At 34.6% G+C, this 19,570-nt stretch carries 19 protein-coding genes; 1 reads left to right on the forward strand and 18 read right to left on the reverse strand.

Translation table 11 applies throughout. The features are described from left to right. Window positions 1-2 precede the first annotated feature (2 nt). From BKP37_RS07485 to BKP37_RS07530, 10 genes are all read right to left on the reverse strand, one after another. A complete protein-coding gene (locus BKP37_RS07485) occupies window positions 3-821 on the reverse strand; it encodes a heptaprenyl diphosphate synthase component 1 (protein ID WP_071308986.1) in 819 nt (272 codons plus the stop codon). A gap of 997 nt (window positions 822-1,818) precedes the next feature. Then, the gene (mtrB, locus tag BKP37_RS07490) at window positions 1,819-2,037 is read right to left on the reverse strand and encodes a trp RNA-binding attenuation protein MtrB (RefSeq protein WP_071308987.1); all 219 of its coding nucleotides are present in this window, start codon (window positions 2,035-2,037) and stop codon (window positions 1,819-1,821) included. Window positions 2,038-2,229: 192 nt separating this feature from the next. Next, window positions 2,230-2,799, reverse strand: coding sequence for a GTP cyclohydrolase I FolE (folE, locus tag BKP37_RS07495; protein WP_071308988.1), 570 nt, complete (start codon window positions 2,797-2,799; stop codon window positions 2,230-2,232). Window positions 2,800-2,938: 139 nt separating this feature from the next. Then, on the reverse strand, window positions 2,939-3,211 hold the full coding sequence (locus BKP37_RS07500) for an HU family DNA-binding protein (RefSeq protein WP_071308989.1): 273 nt from the start codon (window positions 3,209-3,211) through the stop codon (window positions 2,939-2,941). 535 nt (window positions 3,212-3,746) lie between these two features. Then, entirely contained in the window at window positions 3,747-5,225 is a 1,479-nt protein-coding gene (gene spoIVA, locus BKP37_RS07505) for a stage IV sporulation protein A (protein WP_071308990.1), read from the reverse strand. Window positions 5,226-6,734: 1,509 nt separating this feature from the next. Further along, complete coding sequence (locus BKP37_RS07510; RefSeq protein WP_071309043.1) at window positions 6,735-7,028, reverse strand: stage VI sporulation protein F; 294 nt, start codon at window positions 7,026-7,028, stop codon at window positions 6,735-6,737. A 101-nt stretch (window positions 7,029-7,129) separates the two neighbouring features. Next, window positions 7,130-8,146, reverse strand: a complete 1,017-nt coding sequence (locus BKP37_RS07515) for an NAD(P)H-dependent glycerol-3-phosphate dehydrogenase (RefSeq protein WP_071308991.1) — start codon at window positions 8,144-8,146, stop codon at window positions 7,130-7,132. 12 nt (window positions 8,147-8,158) lie between these two features. Next, a complete protein-coding gene (gene plsY, locus BKP37_RS07520) occupies window positions 8,159-8,767 on the reverse strand; it encodes a glycerol-3-phosphate 1-O-acyltransferase PlsY (RefSeq protein ID WP_071308992.1) in 609 nt (202 codons plus the stop codon). A gap of 329 nt (window positions 8,768-9,096) precedes the next feature. After that, window positions 9,097-10,410 (reverse strand): ribosome biogenesis GTPase Der, encoded by a 1,314-nt coding sequence (der, locus tag BKP37_RS07525; RefSeq protein WP_071308993.1) that lies wholly within the window; start codon window positions 10,408-10,410, stop codon window positions 9,097-9,099. A 252-nt stretch (window positions 10,411-10,662) separates the two neighbouring features. Next, window positions 10,663-11,268: a YphA family membrane protein gene (locus BKP37_RS07530; protein ID WP_071308994.1), complete on the reverse strand. Its 606-nt coding sequence runs from the start codon at window positions 11,266-11,268 to the stop codon at window positions 10,663-10,665. Between the two features lie 151 nt (window positions 11,269-11,419). Here BKP37_RS07530 and BKP37_RS07535 point away from each other — a divergent pair, with 151 nt between their 5' ends. After that, window positions 11,420-11,551 (forward strand): YpzI family protein, encoded by a 132-nt coding sequence (locus BKP37_RS07535; RefSeq protein WP_071308995.1) that lies wholly within the window; start codon window positions 11,420-11,422, stop codon window positions 11,549-11,551. A gap of 186 nt (window positions 11,552-11,737) precedes the next feature. On the opposite strand, the gene fni is transcribed toward BKP37_RS07535, so the two are convergent. The 8 genes from fni to BKP37_RS07575 form a co-directional block, all read right to left on the reverse strand. Beyond that, complete coding sequence (gene fni, locus BKP37_RS07540) at window positions 11,738-12,799, reverse strand: type 2 isopentenyl-diphosphate Delta-isomerase (protein ID WP_071308996.1); 1,062 nt, start codon at window positions 12,797-12,799, stop codon at window positions 11,738-11,740. A gap of 12 nt (window positions 12,800-12,811) precedes the next feature. Then, complete coding sequence (rpsA, locus tag BKP37_RS07545; protein WP_071308997.1) at window positions 12,812-13,960, reverse strand: 30S ribosomal protein S1; 1,149 nt, start codon at window positions 13,958-13,960, stop codon at window positions 12,812-12,814. Between the two features lie 152 nt (window positions 13,961-14,112). Further along, complete coding sequence (locus tag BKP37_RS07550) at window positions 14,113-14,700, reverse strand: lysophospholipid acyltransferase family protein (protein ID WP_071308998.1); 588 nt, start codon at window positions 14,698-14,700, stop codon at window positions 14,113-14,115. A 5-nt stretch (window positions 14,701-14,705) separates the two neighbouring features. After that, window positions 14,706-15,368, reverse strand: a complete 663-nt coding sequence (gene cmk, locus BKP37_RS07555) for a (d)CMP kinase (RefSeq protein ID WP_071308999.1) — start codon at window positions 15,366-15,368, stop codon at window positions 14,706-14,708. A gap of 113 nt (window positions 15,369-15,481) precedes the next feature. Continuing rightward, window positions 15,482-15,691 carry a DUF5359 family protein gene (locus BKP37_RS07560; RefSeq protein WP_071309000.1) on the reverse strand — a complete coding sequence of 70 codons (210 nt, stop codon included), beginning with the start codon at window positions 15,689-15,691 and terminating at the stop codon, window positions 15,482-15,484. An 87-nt stretch (window positions 15,692-15,778) separates the two neighbouring features. Then, window positions 15,779-16,483 (reverse strand): flagellar brake protein, encoded by a 705-nt coding sequence (locus BKP37_RS07565; RefSeq protein ID WP_245712464.1) that lies wholly within the window; start codon window positions 16,481-16,483, stop codon window positions 15,779-15,781. Between the two features lie 267 nt (window positions 16,484-16,750). Continuing rightward, window positions 16,751-18,097, reverse strand: a complete 1,347-nt coding sequence (gene ypeB, locus BKP37_RS07570) for a germination protein YpeB (RefSeq protein WP_071309002.1) — start codon at window positions 18,095-18,097, stop codon at window positions 16,751-16,753. A gap of 15 nt (window positions 18,098-18,112) precedes the next feature. Further along, a complete protein-coding gene (locus BKP37_RS07575) occupies window positions 18,113-19,264 on the reverse strand; it encodes a cell wall hydrolase (RefSeq protein ID WP_071309003.1) in 1,152 nt (383 codons plus the stop codon). Between the last annotated feature and the right edge of the window lie 306 nt (window positions 19,265-19,570).

Raw genomic sequence — 19,570 nt, forward strand, 5'->3', positions numbered from 1 at the left:
TTCTAACCTTCTTCCGCAACTTTTTCTTTTAATAGACCCGCCTCTAAAACCATTTGATTAATTCTCTCTATTACAAACGAGTTTAGCGGTGATGGCTGCTTACATAACTCTGTTAATTTCAACCTAGTTTGAAAAATATAATTGTCACATAGATCTAAACTGCATTTCACACCAGATTCTCCAGGTAACTCTTTTGTTTTCTTATCATTTAAAATCACATCAATTAGTGGAGCTTTATGACCATTAAGAAATTCGCCTCTCTCACTAATGATACGTTTTAAAAAGAAAAATTCACTAGTAATTGATTGCCATTTCTGTAAATTAAAGTGTTCAGCAATTCTTTGCATAAGGGATGAATCGATAATTTTTATATCTTCTATATATTTCGAGATATTTTGATGATTTTTTTTATAAATGTTCATTTTACATTCGTTAATCTCTTGAATAGAGTTAGCTAATACACGAATCATAGAGATATCGTTCATTTTTGCTAATAAGTAATAGTAGAGGCTACTATAGTAATCCCCAGCTAAAACTGTTAACTGTCTTTCCTTTATATCTTTTTCAGAACTAAGCTTACCTATTGAGATTGTTTCATGAGTATCTAAAGCCGCTTGGACTAGAAGTGTTGTAATAATATAAGTGTTGATACACTCTTTTTCAAGTTTTTTTTCAGAAAGCATCGAATATAGTAGGAATAACCTATCATCATCTAAAACTGGTTCAATAATAAATTTATTCATATAAGGATGTTTGATCCTTTGAAAAAAACGTTGTTTGATTTCCTTTATTTCATCTTCAAAGTAGTTTATTAAAATCATCTATAGTCCCCCAGAAAGCAAAACAATTTTCCCTTAAAAGTTAACTTATTAACAACTAAAAATATATAAATAATTTATTGTAGTAAATAAAAGCACTTCTAGTATAACATAACTTCAAAAGAAGGATAAAGCTTGAGATTCTTTCAACTCACCTAAGTTTAATATTGCTTTAGTACGGTATGAAATAAAACACGTGAAAGAAATTATTATTTAAATATTATTTAATACGAATTATGTATATTCCATCTACCTGTCAATAACCTATAAACAAATAAATCCGAATTGCCAAAAATAGAAAATGGCTGTTGCTAGTAAGTGAAGAAGTAGTCAGCCTTCCAAACAAGAAAAGCGCAAGGCGCCCGCCTATCGGCGACAAACACTGGAAGGTCGGCAAGTAGCGGTCTGCTCTTTGACCGCAATCTATGTGCTTCTGCGTCTGACAGCAATGCTTCGAAGTAGGCTTCCTCGAAGCAAAGTAGCATGAAGCATCATCAAAGAAGCAATCCAGGAAGTCATGAAGTCAGAACCTTGACTGAAGTGATCGAGCCGATGGCGCCTGGAGCTAGACAGTTTTCAAGTTAGAAATTTATAAATTCTGATACTGCAAGAAAAGCGCAAGCGCCTTGGTCACGAGCAGCTACTCCTGTGCCACTCCGTTTGCTCAAGAGCAAAGCCGCTCTTTGGCTTCCGAAAAGGAATGAAGTAACCGAGCTCGTAGGCGCTTAAGCTAGACAAATTTCAACGTTAAAAATATATACTTTCCTACCTGTCAAAAATTCTTCTTGTATTTTAATGAAATTCATAATTCATTATTCACACCACTAAGGACTATATCTAGTTTTAGCTGAACCGTTTAGAATTAAATGTAGATTTTCACAGCCCGGTTATGATAATAAAGAAATTCACTCATTTAATAATACTATAAGGTCTTTTAAAAAAAAATTTTTATAGCTAAATTTTATCTATTTAAAAAAAGAAAAGCAGGCTCAGCCCTGCTTTAAACATCTGTCTCAATTTCACCATGGCTCGTCTGAATAATAGCTTTACCACGAACTTTTATTGCAGAAGTGTGCTCAGTAAATTGAGCGATCATCACTTCTCCTTTATCTAGCTTTTCAGAGTGATGAAAGCGTGTATCTGTTCCTCTTGTTAATCCTATAACATTAACACCATTTTCTTTTGCTTTAATAACAATAAAGTCATCATTACCCGCCAATTTAGTCCCCTCCTACTATATTGTATCTCTACCTACTATTACTCAAGTATTTATTATTGTCAATAACTGCTCAACTAATAAGTAGGACGCTATGTAATACTTTTAAAACATCTGCATCGTAGTTCTATAAAATGAAATTGTTCTACTAATATTTTTATATATCGAATGTAAAAGATACATTCACCCTAAAAATTATTTTGCATTTATTAATGAAAGTACTTCTGCTCTTGCTGCTGCATTAGTAGCAAATGCACCTCTAACTGCTGAAGTTACAGTTGAAGATCCAGGTTTTTTAACTCCCCGCATGGTCATACACATATGTTCAGCCTCCACAACTACAATTACTCCAAGAGGTTGCAGTGTCTCAACCATTGAATCTGCAATTGTTGAAGTGATTCTTTCTTGAAGTTGAGGTCGTTTAGCTACAGCTTCAACTGCGCGAGCTAATTTACTAAGGCCAGTAACCTTACCACCTTTTGGTATATACCCAACATGCGCTTTACCAAAGAAAGGAACTAAATGATGTTCGCACATGGAATAAAACGGTATATCTTTTACTAAAACTAATTCTTCATGATCCTCGCTAAATACAGTAGCGAAGTGTTCCTTTGGATCTTGGTTTAAACCTTGAAATACTTCTTCATACATTTTGGCTACTCGCTTAGGTGTATCTAATAATCCCTCTCTAGTAGGGTCCTCACCAATAGCTTCAAGTATCATTGTAACAGCTTGTTCAATTTTTTGATGATCAAATTTTTTCAAGACAAATTTTCCTCCTGTTAAGGCACATATTGTAAAAAAATCATAGCATAGCGATCATATCAAAGCAAATTGTTAAACCCTTGGTAAAAAGAAAAAAGAAGAGACGTATTCACGACTCTTCTTGCCCTATATGTATTAATTACTTAACAGCATCCTTAAGGGCTTTACCAGGTTTGAACGCTGGAACCTTACTAGCAGCAATTTCGATTTCTTCACCTGTCTGAGGGTTACGTCCTTTACGAGCTGCACGCTCACGCACCTCAAAGTTACCAAATCCGATTAATTGAACTTTATCCCCACTTTGAAGAGAGTCAGTAATTGCTTCGAACACAGCATCCACTGCATTAGTAGCATCCTTTTTAGAAAGGCTTGACTTCTCGGCAACCGCATTTATTAGTTCTGTCTTGTTCATGGAATTTCACCTCCTCCCAAAATTTCATGTTATTCAATTTCTTGCACATTTTAGCAAATTTTATACTTATTTTTTTAAATTACTGAATAACAAGCCTTATATTATACGATGATTGGTAATAATTCAATATGTTTTACTGAATTCCTTGCAATTTTAATACTTTTTTCTCGATATATGTACTAATTTCTATAGAAAATTATAGTATTTTAGGGAATTCTATCATATCTATGTGTTATTATCAAATAACAACAACTAGAATTTAATACAGTAGCTTTTGAAATATTAGAAATATTAGGTATAGCCATATTTTTATCGTTAGTTCAATATCATTATTTTATAAAAGATTGATAATAAACAAAAAATAGACTGTATTAAAATCAACAGCCTATTTTTTCTATGATATTATTGATTTTTTCATTAGCCAAACTAAACTAGGTGTTTTCATAGCTGATTTTGTCTATCTTTATTAATAAAGGTCACATGGAAATAGAGATTTTATTTATTCACAAAAAGTTATTCTGTACTTTACTACCCATTATAAAATAATAGCAATCAAACCACCTGATCCTTCATTAATAATTCTTTCTAATGTTTCTTTTAACTTATATCTAGCATTTTCTGGCATTAACGATAATTTTGCTTGAATACCCTCACGTACGATTGAATTTAGCGAACGACCAAAAATATCTGAGTTCCAAATAGAAAGTGGATTTTCTTCAAAGTCTTGCATTAAATATCGAACAAGCTCTTCACTTTGTTTTTCTGTACCAATTATTGGTGCAAACTCACTTTCAACATCGACTTTGATCATATGAATGGAAGGTGCTACAGCTTTTAGTCGAACACCGAACCTTGAACCTTGTCGAATGATTTCGGGCTCATCTAAGCTCATATCACTTATCGTTGGTGCCGCAATTCCATATCCCGTTTGTTTAACCATTTTTAGAGCATCTGCTACTTGATCATATTCTGATTTCGCATGAGCAAAATCTTGCATTAACTGTAAAAGATGATCTTTTCCACGTATCTCCACTCCTACAACTTCTTTGAGAATTTGGTCATAGAGATCGTCCGGTGCATAGAGGTCTATTTCAGCAACCCCTTGCCCCATTTCAATTCCAGCTAAACTTGCATGATCAATAAAATCGTACTCCCCAAAGTGACCAACGACACGATCAACATCACGGAGTCTCTTAATATCCTTTACAGTATCACGAACGGATTCTTCATAACTTTGACGTAACCAATGTTCCTCTTTTAACACCATTACCCAACTAGGTAAATTCACATTAACTTCATGTACTGGGAATTCAAAAAGAACTTCCCTTAGAACATTATTAATATCTTGTTCTTTCATGCTTTCTACACTCAATGCTAGAACTGGCACATCATACTTTTCTGTTAGATCCTGTCTTAATGCTTCCGTCTCAGGATGGTGTGGTCTAACTGTATTTACTATTACAATAAAAGGCTTTCCAACTTCTTTTAATTCGTTAATAACTCTTTCTTCTGACTCAATATAATTAGCTCTTGGAATTTCGCCTATTGTACCGTCAGTTGTAATGACAACACCAAGAGTAGAGTGTTCTTGAATAACTTTTCTTGTTCCTATTTCTGCAGCTTCTTGGAATGGAATTGGCTCCTCATACCAAGGAGTATTAATCATACGAGGGCCATTTTCATCTTCATAACCTGTAGCACCAGGAACAGTATAACCAACACAATCGACAACTCTAACATTAACATCTAGACCTTCGTCCACATGAAGTTTTACTGCTTGATTTGGGACGAATTTAGGTTCAGTAGTCATGATTTGCTTTCCAGCAGCACTTTGAGGCAATTCATCTTGAGCTCTTGCTCTTTCAGCTTCATTTTGAATATTTGGAATGACCACTAATTCCATGAACTTTTTTATGAAAGTAGACTTTCCTGTTCTAACGGAGCCCACCACTCCTAAATAAATATCGCCACCCGTTCTCTCAGCGATATCTTTAAAAATATCAACCTTTTCCACGTGATCCCCTCCCGATCATTTGTTAAAATATTACATCCACGACTTTTTAGATACCCTTTTAGGAATAGATCTAGATCGTGGAAGCTTTCACTTTTGACATTGGTACAATCTCGGACAATATATACTTATGATGTTGTCCAATAAATATGACACTTGTTTCTGAAAAGATAAATTTCATTTAATTGAAATTTGTTTATTTCCTCTTACACTCATCACCTACTTACCTAATAATTACGTTTTGGATTAGAGCTAGTTTATCAATCTTTATATGGCATGTGGCTTCTACGTATTAAAAAGTAAAGCTTCATTCTATCTATTCATATGTAATAGAATTGTCGCTTCTTTTTAATTATCAAAAAATTCATTAAACGAATATTAGAGAAATTATGTTGAAATTAAGCACGATAGCCCTCTAAACATTCNACTTAACATCCTTTCCGATAGCACAAAAAGCCCCCTTCCTTTTTGTATATATATGTGGATAGAGGCTTTATATAACTATTTAATTAAATCTTTTTACAATTTCGTAAAAAATCCATCCATGCTCTAGAAATGAACACAGGTTATTATTCTTTGATCGTTTAATGAAAGTTTCATCACCACTTAGGTGTATTACCTAATTTAGTTAAACCTAGCTATAAAAGCTAAATTATTAAAAATATGAATTCCACTCATTACTCTAATATTACTACTGTTTGGTATTAGTCGTAAATTTCCACAAGAAAAGCGCAAGCGCCTTGGTCACGAGCGAAAGGCACTGGAAGGCCTTTGACAGAAGCCGCTCTTTGGCTTCCGAAAAGGACTGAAGTGACCGAGCTCGTAGGTGCTGAAGCTAGACAGTTTTCAAGTTAGAAATTTATAAATTTTGATACTGCAAGAAAAGCGCAAGGCGCCCGCCTATCGGCGACAAACACTGGAAGACCTGCTCGTAGCGGTCGGGTTTTTGACCGAAAGAGAAGGTCTGAAGTGATCGAGCCGATGGCGCCTGGAGCTAGACAGTTTCCAAGTTAGAAATTTATAAATTCTGATACTGCAAGAAAAGCGCAAGCGCCTTGGTCACGAGCAGCTGCTCCTGTGCCACTCCGTTTGCTCAAGAGCAATTGTTTTTTGTGCGACGAGTAACCGCAGGAGCAAAGCCGCTTCGAAGTAATCCAAGAAGACATTGAAGTCAGTAACTTGACTGAAGCGACCGAGCTCGTAGGCGCCTGGAGCTAGATAGTTTCCAAATTAGAAATTTATAAATTCTGATACCATAAAAAAAGATGGCTGCATGAAAACAACCATCAAAACATTAAATAATAAAGACTACTAAACAACTAACATCATTTGACTTCGCAGCCATCAGGGGAAGTTTATCCACTTTCATTTAATAATACTAAAGAAAGGGGCATTTTCTTTAGTATATGTGCTAAATACTAATTATCCTAAAAAGAGCCCTTGTTGATGTTGGTTCTGTTTTAGTATATGCATGTATAGAACAACTCGTAGACAACACTTGCCTATAAAAATCTATTTTTTCCCAAACATCTTTCCAAGAGACGAAAAATCTATTGGCATATTGTTATTAATAATCATCTTAACAAGTTCATCTTCTTTTTCTTTTGAAACAGGTTTATTAGCAAGTTTAGCAACTTGACGAATTAAGTTACGAACTGTTTCCTCATCTTTAAAGTTTGCACCACTAACTGAATTAGCTAGGTTAAAAATGTCTTCTTGCTTAACATTCGTCTTCTTCTCAATCTTATCAAAAAAAGAATTGTTTCTGTCCACTATTTTGTCCTCCCTAAAAATAAGTTTCAACATATCATATGCAAATAGGAAAACAATGTGAGACAATAACCCATTTTATTTACTACTATTGTGAAAAAACAGATTTTCTTGATAAGATAGACAATTTTTTCTACCTATAAACTTAAGTCTTCTACTTCGTGAGTTTTTACACGTCCCATCAATTCTTCTACAGCCATTTGAGGATTTTTCTCATTAAAAAGAACATCATATAACACTGAGGTTATTGGCATTTCTACCCCTTCCCGTTTAGCTAACTGGAAAGCTGCCTTTGTGGTACGTACCCCTTCTACCGCCATTCCCATATTCGTTAATACTTCCTCTAACGTTTTACCTTTCCCTAATAAATTCCCAGCTCTCCAGTTTCGGCTATGAACACTTGTACATGTCACAATCAAGTCACCTAACCCTGAAAGGCCAGCAAATGTTAGTGGGTTAGCACCTAGTTTTATTCCTAGTCGAGCAATTTCAGCTAATCCTCTAGTCATAAGTGCAGCTTTGGCATTATCTCCAAAACCTAACCCGTTCGTTAATCCTGCCCCTAGAGCAATAATATTTTTTAAAGCACCACCAATTTCAACACCAATTAAATCTGGATTTGTATATACCCGAAAATGACGATTCATAAATAAATTTTGCACATATTCCGCTTCGCTAATTTGTATGGAAGAACTAGTTACTGTAGTTGGTTGACGTAAGCTTACTTCTTCGGCATGACTTGGTCCAGATAATACCACTACCGACTTCCTTATTATCTGCGGTATTTCTTCTTCAATCATTTCTGAAATTCTTTTTAAGCTGTCAGGTTCTATACCTTTACTAGCATGAATAAACGTTACTGGACTTTTTAAATTTTGGCGAATTTCCACTAAAACGTTTCTTATGGCTTTTGTAGGAACAACAATTAATACGGCTTCAACACCCTCAATAGCATCTTTTATTCGGGTAAAGCCTTTTATATTTTCTGGCAAATTAATATTTGGTAAGTATTTTTCATTAGTATGTCTTTCATTTATTTCTTGAATTTGCTTTTCATCTCTTCCCCAAAGTTTAACATGGTGGTTGTTATCAGCTAAAACAATACTTAACGCACTTCCCCAACTTCCTGCACCAACAACTGCAATTTGAGCCATTTTTTTCACTCCTTATTGCTTAACTTTTTGGCCAATTTTACTTTCTTTTCCTTTTATTAGCCTAATAATATTTGCTCTATGTCTCCAAAACGATAGTGCAGTAACAGCAATTAATAAATACACATATTCAACAGGATAATCAAAATATTCTCTAAATACGATGGAAAGAACCATTGTACCTAGTAAAAATAGTAATGAACCTAAAGAAACAAATCTTGTTACCACAATCGAAACAATAGCTATTATGCCAGCTGCAAGCGCTGGCCAAAAGACAAGGGTTGCTAATACTCCTATTGTTGTTGCAACTCCTTTACCTCCTCTAAAACGTAAAAATACTGGCCAATTATGACCAACAATAGCCGCTAAACCACCTAGAGCAGGCGCTAACCCTTCGCCACCAAAAAAGTAGCCTAAAAGTACAGCTACTATTCCTTTTAGGGCATCTAACAATAACACTGCAACTGCAGGACCAACCCCTAGCACACGAAGAGTGTTCGTTGCTCCAGCATTGCCACTTCCGTGCTGACGTATATCGATTTTTTTTATCTTTTTTGTAAAAATATAACTAAAGCTTATTGATCCAAGAAGATAGCCTACTATTATAGTTAATAAAAGATCCATTTTTTCCTCTCCTACGTAGTTTATTTATATAAATCGCTTAGTTTATCAATAATACAGCCTTATATTAATTAGTGAGGGATTTCTTTCCCCTACTAAATGAAGCTATTGCTTATCTTGCCAATAGAAGGTAGTATATCATCCACCTAACCTTTTCCTTCTCTAAAGTCTAGCGATTAGAACTTACTCCACTTAAGAGCTATAAATTATATGATTTAATGAATTCATATATCATTATTCACCGCTATGATACTATATCAAGTTACGAAGAAACGTTCATAACTTAATATAGATTTATGCGGCTTGGTTTAGCAATAATGAAAATCTCTCAATTAATCATTCTTTTTTCTAGGGTAAATTTTAATTGGTGTTCCTGTAAATTCAAATGTTGCTCTAATACGGTTTTCTAGAAAACGTTCATATGAAAAGTGTAATAATTCTGGTTCATTTACAAAGAGCACAAATGTCGGTGGCTTAATAGCTACTTGTGTAGCATAATTAATCTTTAATCGTCTACCTTTATCGGTTGGCGTTGGATTCATAGCAACAGAATCCATAATTAAATCATTTAAAACATTCGTCGGTACACGTAAACTATGATTTTCTGCTACGGTATTTACCATAGGTAAAATAGTATTTAAACGTTGTTTTGAGTGAGCTGATACAAATAATATTGGAGCATAACTCAAAAATAAGAAATGATCTTTAATCTTTTGTTCAAACTGTTGTAATGTTTTATCATCTTTTTCAATAGCATCCCATTTGTTCACAACAACAATTACAGCTCTACCTGCTTCATGTGCATAACCGGCAATTTTTTTATCTTGTTCGATAATCCCTTCCTCAGCATTCAATACTACTAGGACAACATCAGAACGTTCAATTGCTTTTAAGGCTCTTAATACACTATATTTTTCTGTACTTTCATATACTTTTCCTCTTTTTCTCATTCCAGCTGTATCAATTAAAACATACTTCTGATCATCAACTGAAAATGGAGTATCAATCGCATCTCTAGTAGTACCAGCGATATTACTTACTATTACTCGCTCTTCTCCTAAGAGAGCGTTTACCAATGATGATTTCCCTACATTTGGTCGACCAATTAGTGAAACTCGAATAGTGTCTTCATCATATTCTTCTTCTTCCATCTCTGGAAAATGTTTCAAGACCTCATCTAATAGGTCTCCAAGACCCAATCCGTGAGAACCCGAAATTGCAATTGGATCACCCATTCCTAATGAATAAAATTCATATAACTGCTCTTGCATTTCCGGGTTATCAATTTTATTGACACCAAGGACAGTTGGCTTTTTGGACCTAAACAAAAGCTTTGCTACTTCTTCGTCAGCATTCGTAATTCCTTCTCTGCCATTAACGATAAAAATAATGACATCAGCTTCTTGTATAGCTAATTCTGCTTGTTGTCTCATTTGAGTTAGTAGTGGTTCATCACTAATTTCTATTCCACCTGTATCAATTAAATTGAACTCCTTATTTAACCACTCTCCTGAACTATAAATACGATCACGAGTTACTCCCGGCATATCTTCAACTATAGATACTCTTTCGCCTACAATCCTATTAAAGATTGTAGATTTACCAACATTAGGTCGACCTACGATAGCTACAACTGGTTTTGACATAAATTCATTACCTTCCTTTAATCCATATTATTAATCAGGCTTCCACCAAATTTTACTTAAACGATATAAAATATTAGTATCATTCATGATTTATCCAAATTTCGCTTTATAATGCGTAAAACAAAACCCTTCTATGATGTAGAAGGGTTTTGTTTCCTTTCTTTCTTAGCTTATCCATTTTATCAAAAAACAACATAAATAGACAACAAGTTTTCGTTTTTAGTTCATATATTTAATAGTTCCCTTATAACTTTATCGTTTAGGTGCACTTATAAAAGCCTTTTGTTTCACAAACTTCTCAAACAGTTTTACAAATTGCTCAAACAAAAACCAGAAATAAGTGAGGGTAACTGAAATTGCTACAACATCTAAAGATTCTAGTTGATTATTAGCGTATAAATTTACATAGCTATTTAAGAAGAGCGAAAATATAATTTCCCCTTGAGCAATCGTCACAAATAGTATAGAAATCCGCATTATTTGATCCTTAATTAGTAACAACGTTAATAATAGTAATAGTAATGATAATTTGAATGTAGGGTGAAACATAACCCAAACTGGGTCATATAATTGAAAAAGTCTAAAAGAAACAAAAGAACTCGTTAATATAAAGCTAACACTTAAATAATAAAAAATCGAACTAAATTTCCTCATCGATATTAAATAATAACCAATAAATAAACACAAGATAATTGAGATATTTAAAGTAACATTAAATAACGTAATTGAATGTTTCGAGAAGATTATTAATAGCAATAACAATAAGGCTGTAATAAATCTTGTTTTAGTTTTATTCAAAATAAAAGTTACGTATATCCACCCTATCCAAACAAACCAGTAAAAGTATATTCCTTCCATAACCCAACTCCTCCATCTACATTATAGGAAAAAACGAGAAATAATAATCAAACAGAAGAAAATTTCTGAAAATTCACTATTTTACTGTTAGATACGGAAGTATATACTTACTTTTTTTACAGAAGATAATAAAGAAAGGAAGGTGATATAAGTGGGAAAAGATCGTCAAGAAAAAAAGCTGAAAAAAGCTGGAAAAGTACAAAGTGACCGTGATCAGAGCATACATTATAATGGGGCAACAAAAATGGAAGGACCAGAAGAAGCAAGAGGTAGACAACGTTAAAAAGTATGATATGCAAATAAGGGTGTCCTTAAAACAAAGTTTCAGACACCGTATCACAACTATATATAGACGGATGTTAAAGCCGAACCTTGTTATATAGTAGAATACGCGTGGTGTCAGACCCTTTTAGGACACCCTAATTTTTTCATTATTATTGTTTTGGTATTAAATTACTCGAAAATATCATTAAATTGATGGTACCCTAGTTGCATAGGATTTTGTTTTGATTCCTCGCTGTTCTAGCCAGTGGAAAGTTTCTCCACCAATTACTAAAGGGGCTTTGCTTAGGCCATTTATATTCTTTGCGCCTAGTGCTGTCATTACCATTATTAATTCATTATGTAATCTCTCAACAGTTGCTTCTAAACCATTCATTCCATTTTGATGAAGTTCTTTCAAAAAAAGACCAGCCACTCCAACAGCTGATGCACCTAAACTTAACGCTTTAGCAATATCTAAACCTGTTTTTATACCACCTGTACCAATGACAGAAATAAACGGTTGTGATGCTTTCACTTCACAAATTGAAGCTACAGTTGAAATTCCCCAATCATTAAATAAATCAATGGTTCCATCACGCCTAAGATTTTCTATTACAGCAAAATTAGTTCCACCGTATCCACCAACATCAATAGCTCGTACTCCTATTTTAGCAAGACTAGCTGCTGCTTCCATACTCATACCAAACCCAACTTCTTTTACAATAATAGGGACAGGCATATGTTCTACGATATCTCTAATTCTCATCAAGGAACTAGAAAAGCTACGATCTCCCTCAGGCATTACTAACTCTTGTATAACATTTAGGTGTATTTGCAGTGCATCTGCATTAAGCATTTCAATTGCCTCAATCGCTTCTTTTACAGTGGCTTCACTACCAATATTACTAATCACGATACCATCTGGGTTTTCTTGACGAACAACTTCAAATGTAGCACGTTGTTTTTTATCCTTGATAGCTGCCATCTGGGAGCCAACTGCAATTGGCATATTGTATTTTCGAGCTATCTTCGCTAAAGAACGATTGATATGTGTTGTCCGTTCACCACCGCCACCAGTCATAGCATTGATAAAAATCGGCGAACTAAAATGCAGTTCGCCGATACTTGTTTTGATTTCAACACTATTTACATCAACATTTGGTAGGCTTTGATGAACAAATTTAATATCATCAAACGGACGAGTGCTCACGTTAGGTAATTTTAACGAATGCTCAATATGTTCGATCTTTCTAGATGTTCTGTCCAAACCCTTCACCTACTATTTATACTTTTTGAGCTGTTCTCCAATAACGTCTCCTAATGAGAACCCACTTGTTTCTTCATCACGTTGGTAATCTTTCGTTGGAATTTCTGCTTTTTCTTCTGCTTCTAATATTTCACGAATACTTAAAGAAATTCGTTTCTCTGCAATATTAATATCTAATACTTTAACCTTAACTGTTTCACCTTCATTTAACACTTCACTTGGCGTCCCGATATGTCGATTTGCAATTTGCGATATATGAACAAGTCCTTCAACACCTGGTTTCACTTCAACAAATGCACCAAAGGCTACTAATCTTTTGACAGTTCCTTCTAAAACATCACCATTTTCCAGCTCTTTAGCAGCTTCTTCCCACGGCCCTGGTTGCGTATCTTTAATAGATAACGAAATTCTAGAACTTTCTACATCTACCGAAAGTACCTTCACTTTAACCTTTTCACCTTCACTTAAGACTTCAGACGGCGAATTTACTCTATGGTGTGCCATTTGTGAAATATGTACTAATCCGTCTATACCACCCACATCGATAAACGCACCAAAATCTGTTAACCGTTGCACAGTGCCTTCAACTACTTGTCCTGGTTGAAGGTTTTCTATCGCTTTCTTTTTTTGTACCTCTACTTCTTTATCAAGAACTGCACGCTGCGATAAAATTAACTTATTATTTTCTTTATCCAACTCAACAATCTTTAACCTTAAAGTTTTACCTTTATAATCAGAAAAATCTTCAACAAAATGTCTTTCAACTAGCGAAGCAGGAATAAACCCTCTTACTCCTACATCAACAACAAGACCACCTTTTACAACATCAGCAACTACTGCTTCAAACACTTCGCCTGTTTCAAATTTCTTCTGTAAATCTTCCCAAGCTTTTTCTGCTTGGACAGCACGTTTCGATAAAACAACTTCTTCATCAGTAACCTTGATCACCTTTAATTCTAGTTCATCGTCAACAGATACAACTTCATCTGCTTTCTCGATATGTAAACTAGAAAGTTCACTAATTGGTACTACCCCATCTACTTTATAACCTACATTTACATAGGCAACCTTGTCCTCAACTTTTGTTACTTTTCCTGAAACAATATCTCCCTCAGAAAAGCTCTTCATTTCTGCCATCTCTTGATTCATTTCTTCAACCATTGACATTACCTCCTTGTTTGACCGTAATATTAACTAACTTACTACTTTAAAGCGTAAGACTGAGTTACACAGAAATTCTGAAAAAATTAAACATTCAAATACTTAAATTTATTTTATCAATATCTTTTCGTTTTTTGAAAAGAAACTCACCTTTATTTAATTCGATGTTCATCAATTAGCTTTCCAATCGCTTCCATAATATGAGTGGTTGCATCTTCTGAAGAAATCTTTTCTTCTCTTAATTTAGCAAAATTAAGAGGCTTTCCGTAAACCACCTTTATTGTTCCAAAAGGCTTGTAAGGGCCTATAATTGCACTAGGTACAACTTCTGCATCTGCTTTAAGCGCAAAAAAACCAACTCCAGCTAGTCCTTTTTGCAATTTCCCTGTTTCACTTCTCGTTCCTTCAGGAAAAATACCCAATACCTGTTTTTCTTTTAATATTTTTAAACCTTGTCTAAGAGCTTGCTTGTCACTCATCCCTCTTCTTACGGGAAATGCATGAAGCTTAGGAATAATCCATTTTAGGATAGGGGCTTCAAACAATTCTGCTTTTGCCATATAGTTAATCGGTCTATCTATAAAAGAACCTAATAACGGTGGATCTAAAAGGTGAATATGATTGCTACAAAGAAGGACTCCCTCATCTTTTGGGATATTTTCTTTCCCGATTACTTTAACTTTATATATCGACGATAAATAAGTTCGACATACAGCTTTTCCAATTGAATACAAATTCAAGATAATCAGGTCCTTTCTTCCGCTATCTTTAATATTGTAGTGACAACATCATTTATTGACATCAACGTAGTATCAATTTCAATGGCGTCATCTGCTTTTTTTAATGGAGCAACTTCCCTTTCAGAGTCACGCTTATCTCTTAGAGCTATTTCCGCTTTCAATCGTTCATAATCTGCCGGAAAACCTTTTGAGAGATTTTCTTCATACCTTCTTTTGGCACGTTCTTCTACCGATGCTGATAAAAATATTTTAACTTCTGCATCAGGCAAGACAGCCGTACCGATATCTCGCCCATCCATTACTGTCATTTTAGCTTTCGCCATACTTTGTTGTCTTTGCAACATTTTTTTTCTAACAAGACTATGACTTGCTACAAATGATACTGAATTTGTCACTTCTTCAGTTCGAATTAATTTTGTCACGTCTTCATCATCTAAAAATACTTTTTCATCAGATGATAGTGAGATATCAGTTTTCAATAATAAATCATTTAATTGACTTTCGTTATGAAGATCTATACCATTTTTAATGGCTTTATATGTAAGCGCACGATACATTGCACCTGTATCGATATAAATATAGCCTAGTCGTCCCGCAACTAGTTTTGCTACTGTGCTTTTACCTGCTCCTGCAGGGCCATCAATGGCAATGTTTATTTGTTCCATCATACACCTCTACTACTAACAATTTCACTTTGATCTTGTTCCTACTCTATTTATTCTCTCATTAGTTAAACCTTTTTTACCCATATTTCAAGAAAGACATGTCCTACCAAATATCTCTAAATATCATACCATATTGACGGAAGTTGGTCTAATATTTCAACTGTTCGAAGTGTATACTCAAGTAGTACTCCCTCTGAAAAAATCGTCCTACTTAAATACGGAGATAATTCTTTTTTATATAAAAGTACTTGGGATAAAATTACTAAAAATAAATGCACTAACGTTATTTTTAGTAATCTTTCTTCAAGCTTTTTTATTATATCCACTTTAAACTAGCCCCTTTATTAAGCGTTATAATATAAATTTATGATTCATGTATAATATCAAGGATAGTTTAATACATTTAGCCAATTTTATTCTAATAAACCTTTTTTTCTTAAATATAGTTGCCTTTCAAAACAATATCTAATTATTGTTTGACGATCACCTTCATTAATATTAATGAACTGAATCGATGCTTTTTCTCTCGCATTATTTTTGCTTGTTATTATTCTAATCACAAAACAAGTTACTTTTATATACTTAATTTCACCTGTTTGCATATGTAATGACAACCAACAGATAATTTGTTGCCCAGCAGGTAATTGATGATTTCTAGGTAAAACTAAAGCAATACCACCTCCACTTATATCTTCAGTTACTGTAACAAACGGGGTAAATTCCTCATTTTCAGGATGTGCCGCTACACTTACAGAGGCTTTCACTCTAACATGCTGCCTCCTCTGTATTCGAATATATTTTTCTTTTCCAGGGTCTCTTATTATTAACATTGGAATACGACCCTTTTGTCTACCTTGTAGTTGTGTGGAAAAAAGGTAGACCGCTTGATCTTTACCTATAAAAGAAGCTCGAAATTGAGTGCCATCATGGAAAAAACCTACCTTTTTCGTTCGTTCATCTATTGGGTAATCTATAAAAAGAAACTCTTTTACACGATCAACAAGCCGACACTTAAATCGCTTCTTAATTTCATCTTTATCATCTTCTAATTCTAAATAAATCGTATCACCGATATTAAGCAAACTACTACTTCCTTCCAAATTTGTTATATCCAACAAAACAAGTTCTCTAATTTAATATTAGCAAAAAAATAAAGTTACGGATACTAGTAGTTATTAATACAAATGTTTTATTTTTGTTTATTTTACATTATCAGAATTTATAAATTTCTAACTTGAAAACTGTCTAGCACTCTCTTATTGATATAGGTAAATAAACTAATTGATTTCAGTGTTGAAACTAAAATACATTTCTAACATCAACAATTTAAGATTATTGCAAAAGAAAACTCCTTAAGAGACAAATCTAAGGAGTTTTCTTTGTTATCACGCTGTTTCATAAACAGGTTCTGCGTTATCGATTTTTTCTATCTTTTCTTCATTACCGTTTTCTGCGTTAATAAATATTCGGTAAGTGTCGTCTTTAATAACACCGAAGAATTCATATGTTAACACTTCTTCACTAAGATCATTTTTAATTAAAGCAACATGGTGCTCCATCACTTCTAATGATGGATTTAAACTTTCCTTCGCTTCTTCTAATGTTATACCTAGATTGCCTATATCTCGATCACGATGGTTAGCTAAGTAAGCTGATGCTTCATAACCGATGATTTCACCATCCTCTAAACAAACTTCGATAACTATCGAATCCGGATACACTCTTACGTTGTCTTTTAAGTAAGCAAACTCAAACACTCCTACAGCATTATATTGTTTGCTCTCTACAAGCTGCATATCTTTTATATCCTGCTTTTCAAGAAGCTCTTTTGCATTTTCAGACGCTTCATTCAAACTAATATTTACATCTCCTATTTGACGATCTTGCAATAGCCAGATTGGATGTCCACCCTTTTTTGAAATATCCATAAAAATATGAGCTTCATGTTCTGGATCATTAATTTTGATGCTATATGACTCGTAAGCTAAACCTTCACCAGTTTCTTCTACTTCAACATCTGCATTTTCCATTTCCACAAACTTCAATGCAATTTTTTCAGCTTCTTTAGCTGTTACTTCTTTTCCAGTTAAATTTTCTTTTAATTGCTCATCGTTCGTTTGTAATTGAGGTAAGTCAGCTCCCCAATCCACTTCGCTAAACCCCTCAACTTTTTCATTTACAATTTGAAATCCATTTACAATCGCATTATCTAACGGTTCATCTTCAGCAGCTAAAGCTAGTTCTACATCCATCCACCGAAGATTTTCTTGTAATACCATTGATTGAACTTTTCGCATCTCTTTTTGTATTTCTCCACTTTGTTCATAAAGATTTTGTAAGGTTTCATACTCTTTATCTGTTAATGGATCATGCTCCAAGTCTCTTATTGCATTTCGATAACTGAAATTTCCGATTTTAAATAAATATTCTTCTGTCTTACTAAACGGCATTAATGCTAAAGGAAGTTGCCCAAGTTCACTTTGTGCTAGTGATGTTATTCTCCAAACTTCTGCCAACGATGGGGATAGCTGCTCTTTCGAATTCATTGCAAGAGTCGATCCAATTTCATCATGTAGCTGGTCGATATGATAAGTTAAATCATGAAAAGCTCTTTGATAGTTATTTTCAGCTTTAATTAGAATAGAATTTTTTTCTTGGTGTTCTTGATAGCCCCAATATCCTGTCGACACAACTGCAATCGCTAGTACCGCTAATAAAATTGATCTTACCATTTATATTCACCTCCATTATTTACAAAAAATATGTTTACCAATTTTTTTAATTTGTGGTCTTGTCCAAATCCAACCTGAAGTAGCTGTATCTGGATTAAAATAATACAATGCATGTCCTGATGGATCTTGACCGTTTATTGCATCAATCACAGCTCTTCGTGCCGTTTCATTTGGTTCTAAATAGATTTGTCCATCAGCAACAGCTGTAAATGCTCTTGGCTCAAAAATTACACCTGAAGCTGTATTAGGAAATGTCGGGCTATTAATACGATTTAAAATAACCGCAGCAACTGCAACTTGACCAACATAAGGTTCACCGCGTGCTTCACCATATACAGCTTGGGCCATTATTCTAATATCATTTTCAGAAAAACCACCTGGTACATTAATTGCTTCTTGTATGTCAGGAGCATCCCCTGGGTCCGCTTCATCAGGAACAGGTTCGGGTTTCGGAACTGGTTCAGTAGGAGTTTCTGGTTCTCCCGGTGTTCCTGGTGTTTCTGTACCTGGCGCAGGTGTTCCCGGTGTTCCTGGTGTCTCTGTACCCGGCGCAGGCGTTCCCGGTGTTCCTGGTGTCTCTGTACCCGGCGCAGGTGTTCCCGGTGTTCCTGGTGTCTCTGTACCCGGCGCAGGTGTTCCCGGTGTTCCCGGTGTTCCTGGTGTTTCTGGTGTTTCTGTACCTGGCGCAGGTGTTCTGGGTGCCTGTGGCACTTCACCTGTTTTTTGTCCTTGACGTCTAGCTTTCTCTAGAGGTGGAATTCTACTACCTTTTGGTCCACTTTGAATATCTTTTGGTGTTCTTCCGTAGTATGTAAACTTCCTACCTTCTTCAAGTTGACGATGGACCCATTCATAATCAAAATCAGTGCTTTTCTCAAGCATCGCTTTCATTTGAGGACCTACAAGCCCGTCTACTTCAAGACCAAATTCATCTTGATATTTCCTAACTGCCCAATACGTGCTCCAACCATAAACACCATCTATGGTTCCGTTATAAAAACCAATATATTGAAGCCTAGATTGTAGTTCTACCACATCATCACCTGTTGCTCCTCGTTGAATGATCTGATCAGAAAAAGCCTCTACATTTGATACATTTGAAAATGTAGAGAATATTATTAAACATAAAACAATCATTAGAGGAGATTTCCTTACTGTTTTATTCATGTTGTTATACCTCCTTAATAAAATTAGAAATTTAACTGATTTTCCATATAAATTTAAAAATAGTGTTTGTTATTTACCAAGTTTTATACAAATTAGGATTTAATACTCAAAAATTAGAGTATGCGTTTACTATCCCATTAGAAAATCGCAAGGTGCCCGCCTATCGATGACAAACACTGGAAGGTCCGCAAGTAGCGGTCTGCTCGTTGACCGCAATCTATTACATCTGCGTCTAACAGCAATGCTTCGAAGTAGGTTTTCTCGAAGCATTGTTTTATGCAACGAGTAACAGCAGAAGCACAGTAG

Source organism: Anaerobacillus alkalilacustris, from assembly GCF_001866005.1.
Classification (GTDB): domain Bacteria; phylum Bacillota; class Bacilli; order Bacillales; family Anaerobacillaceae; genus Anaerobacillus; species Anaerobacillus alkalilacustris.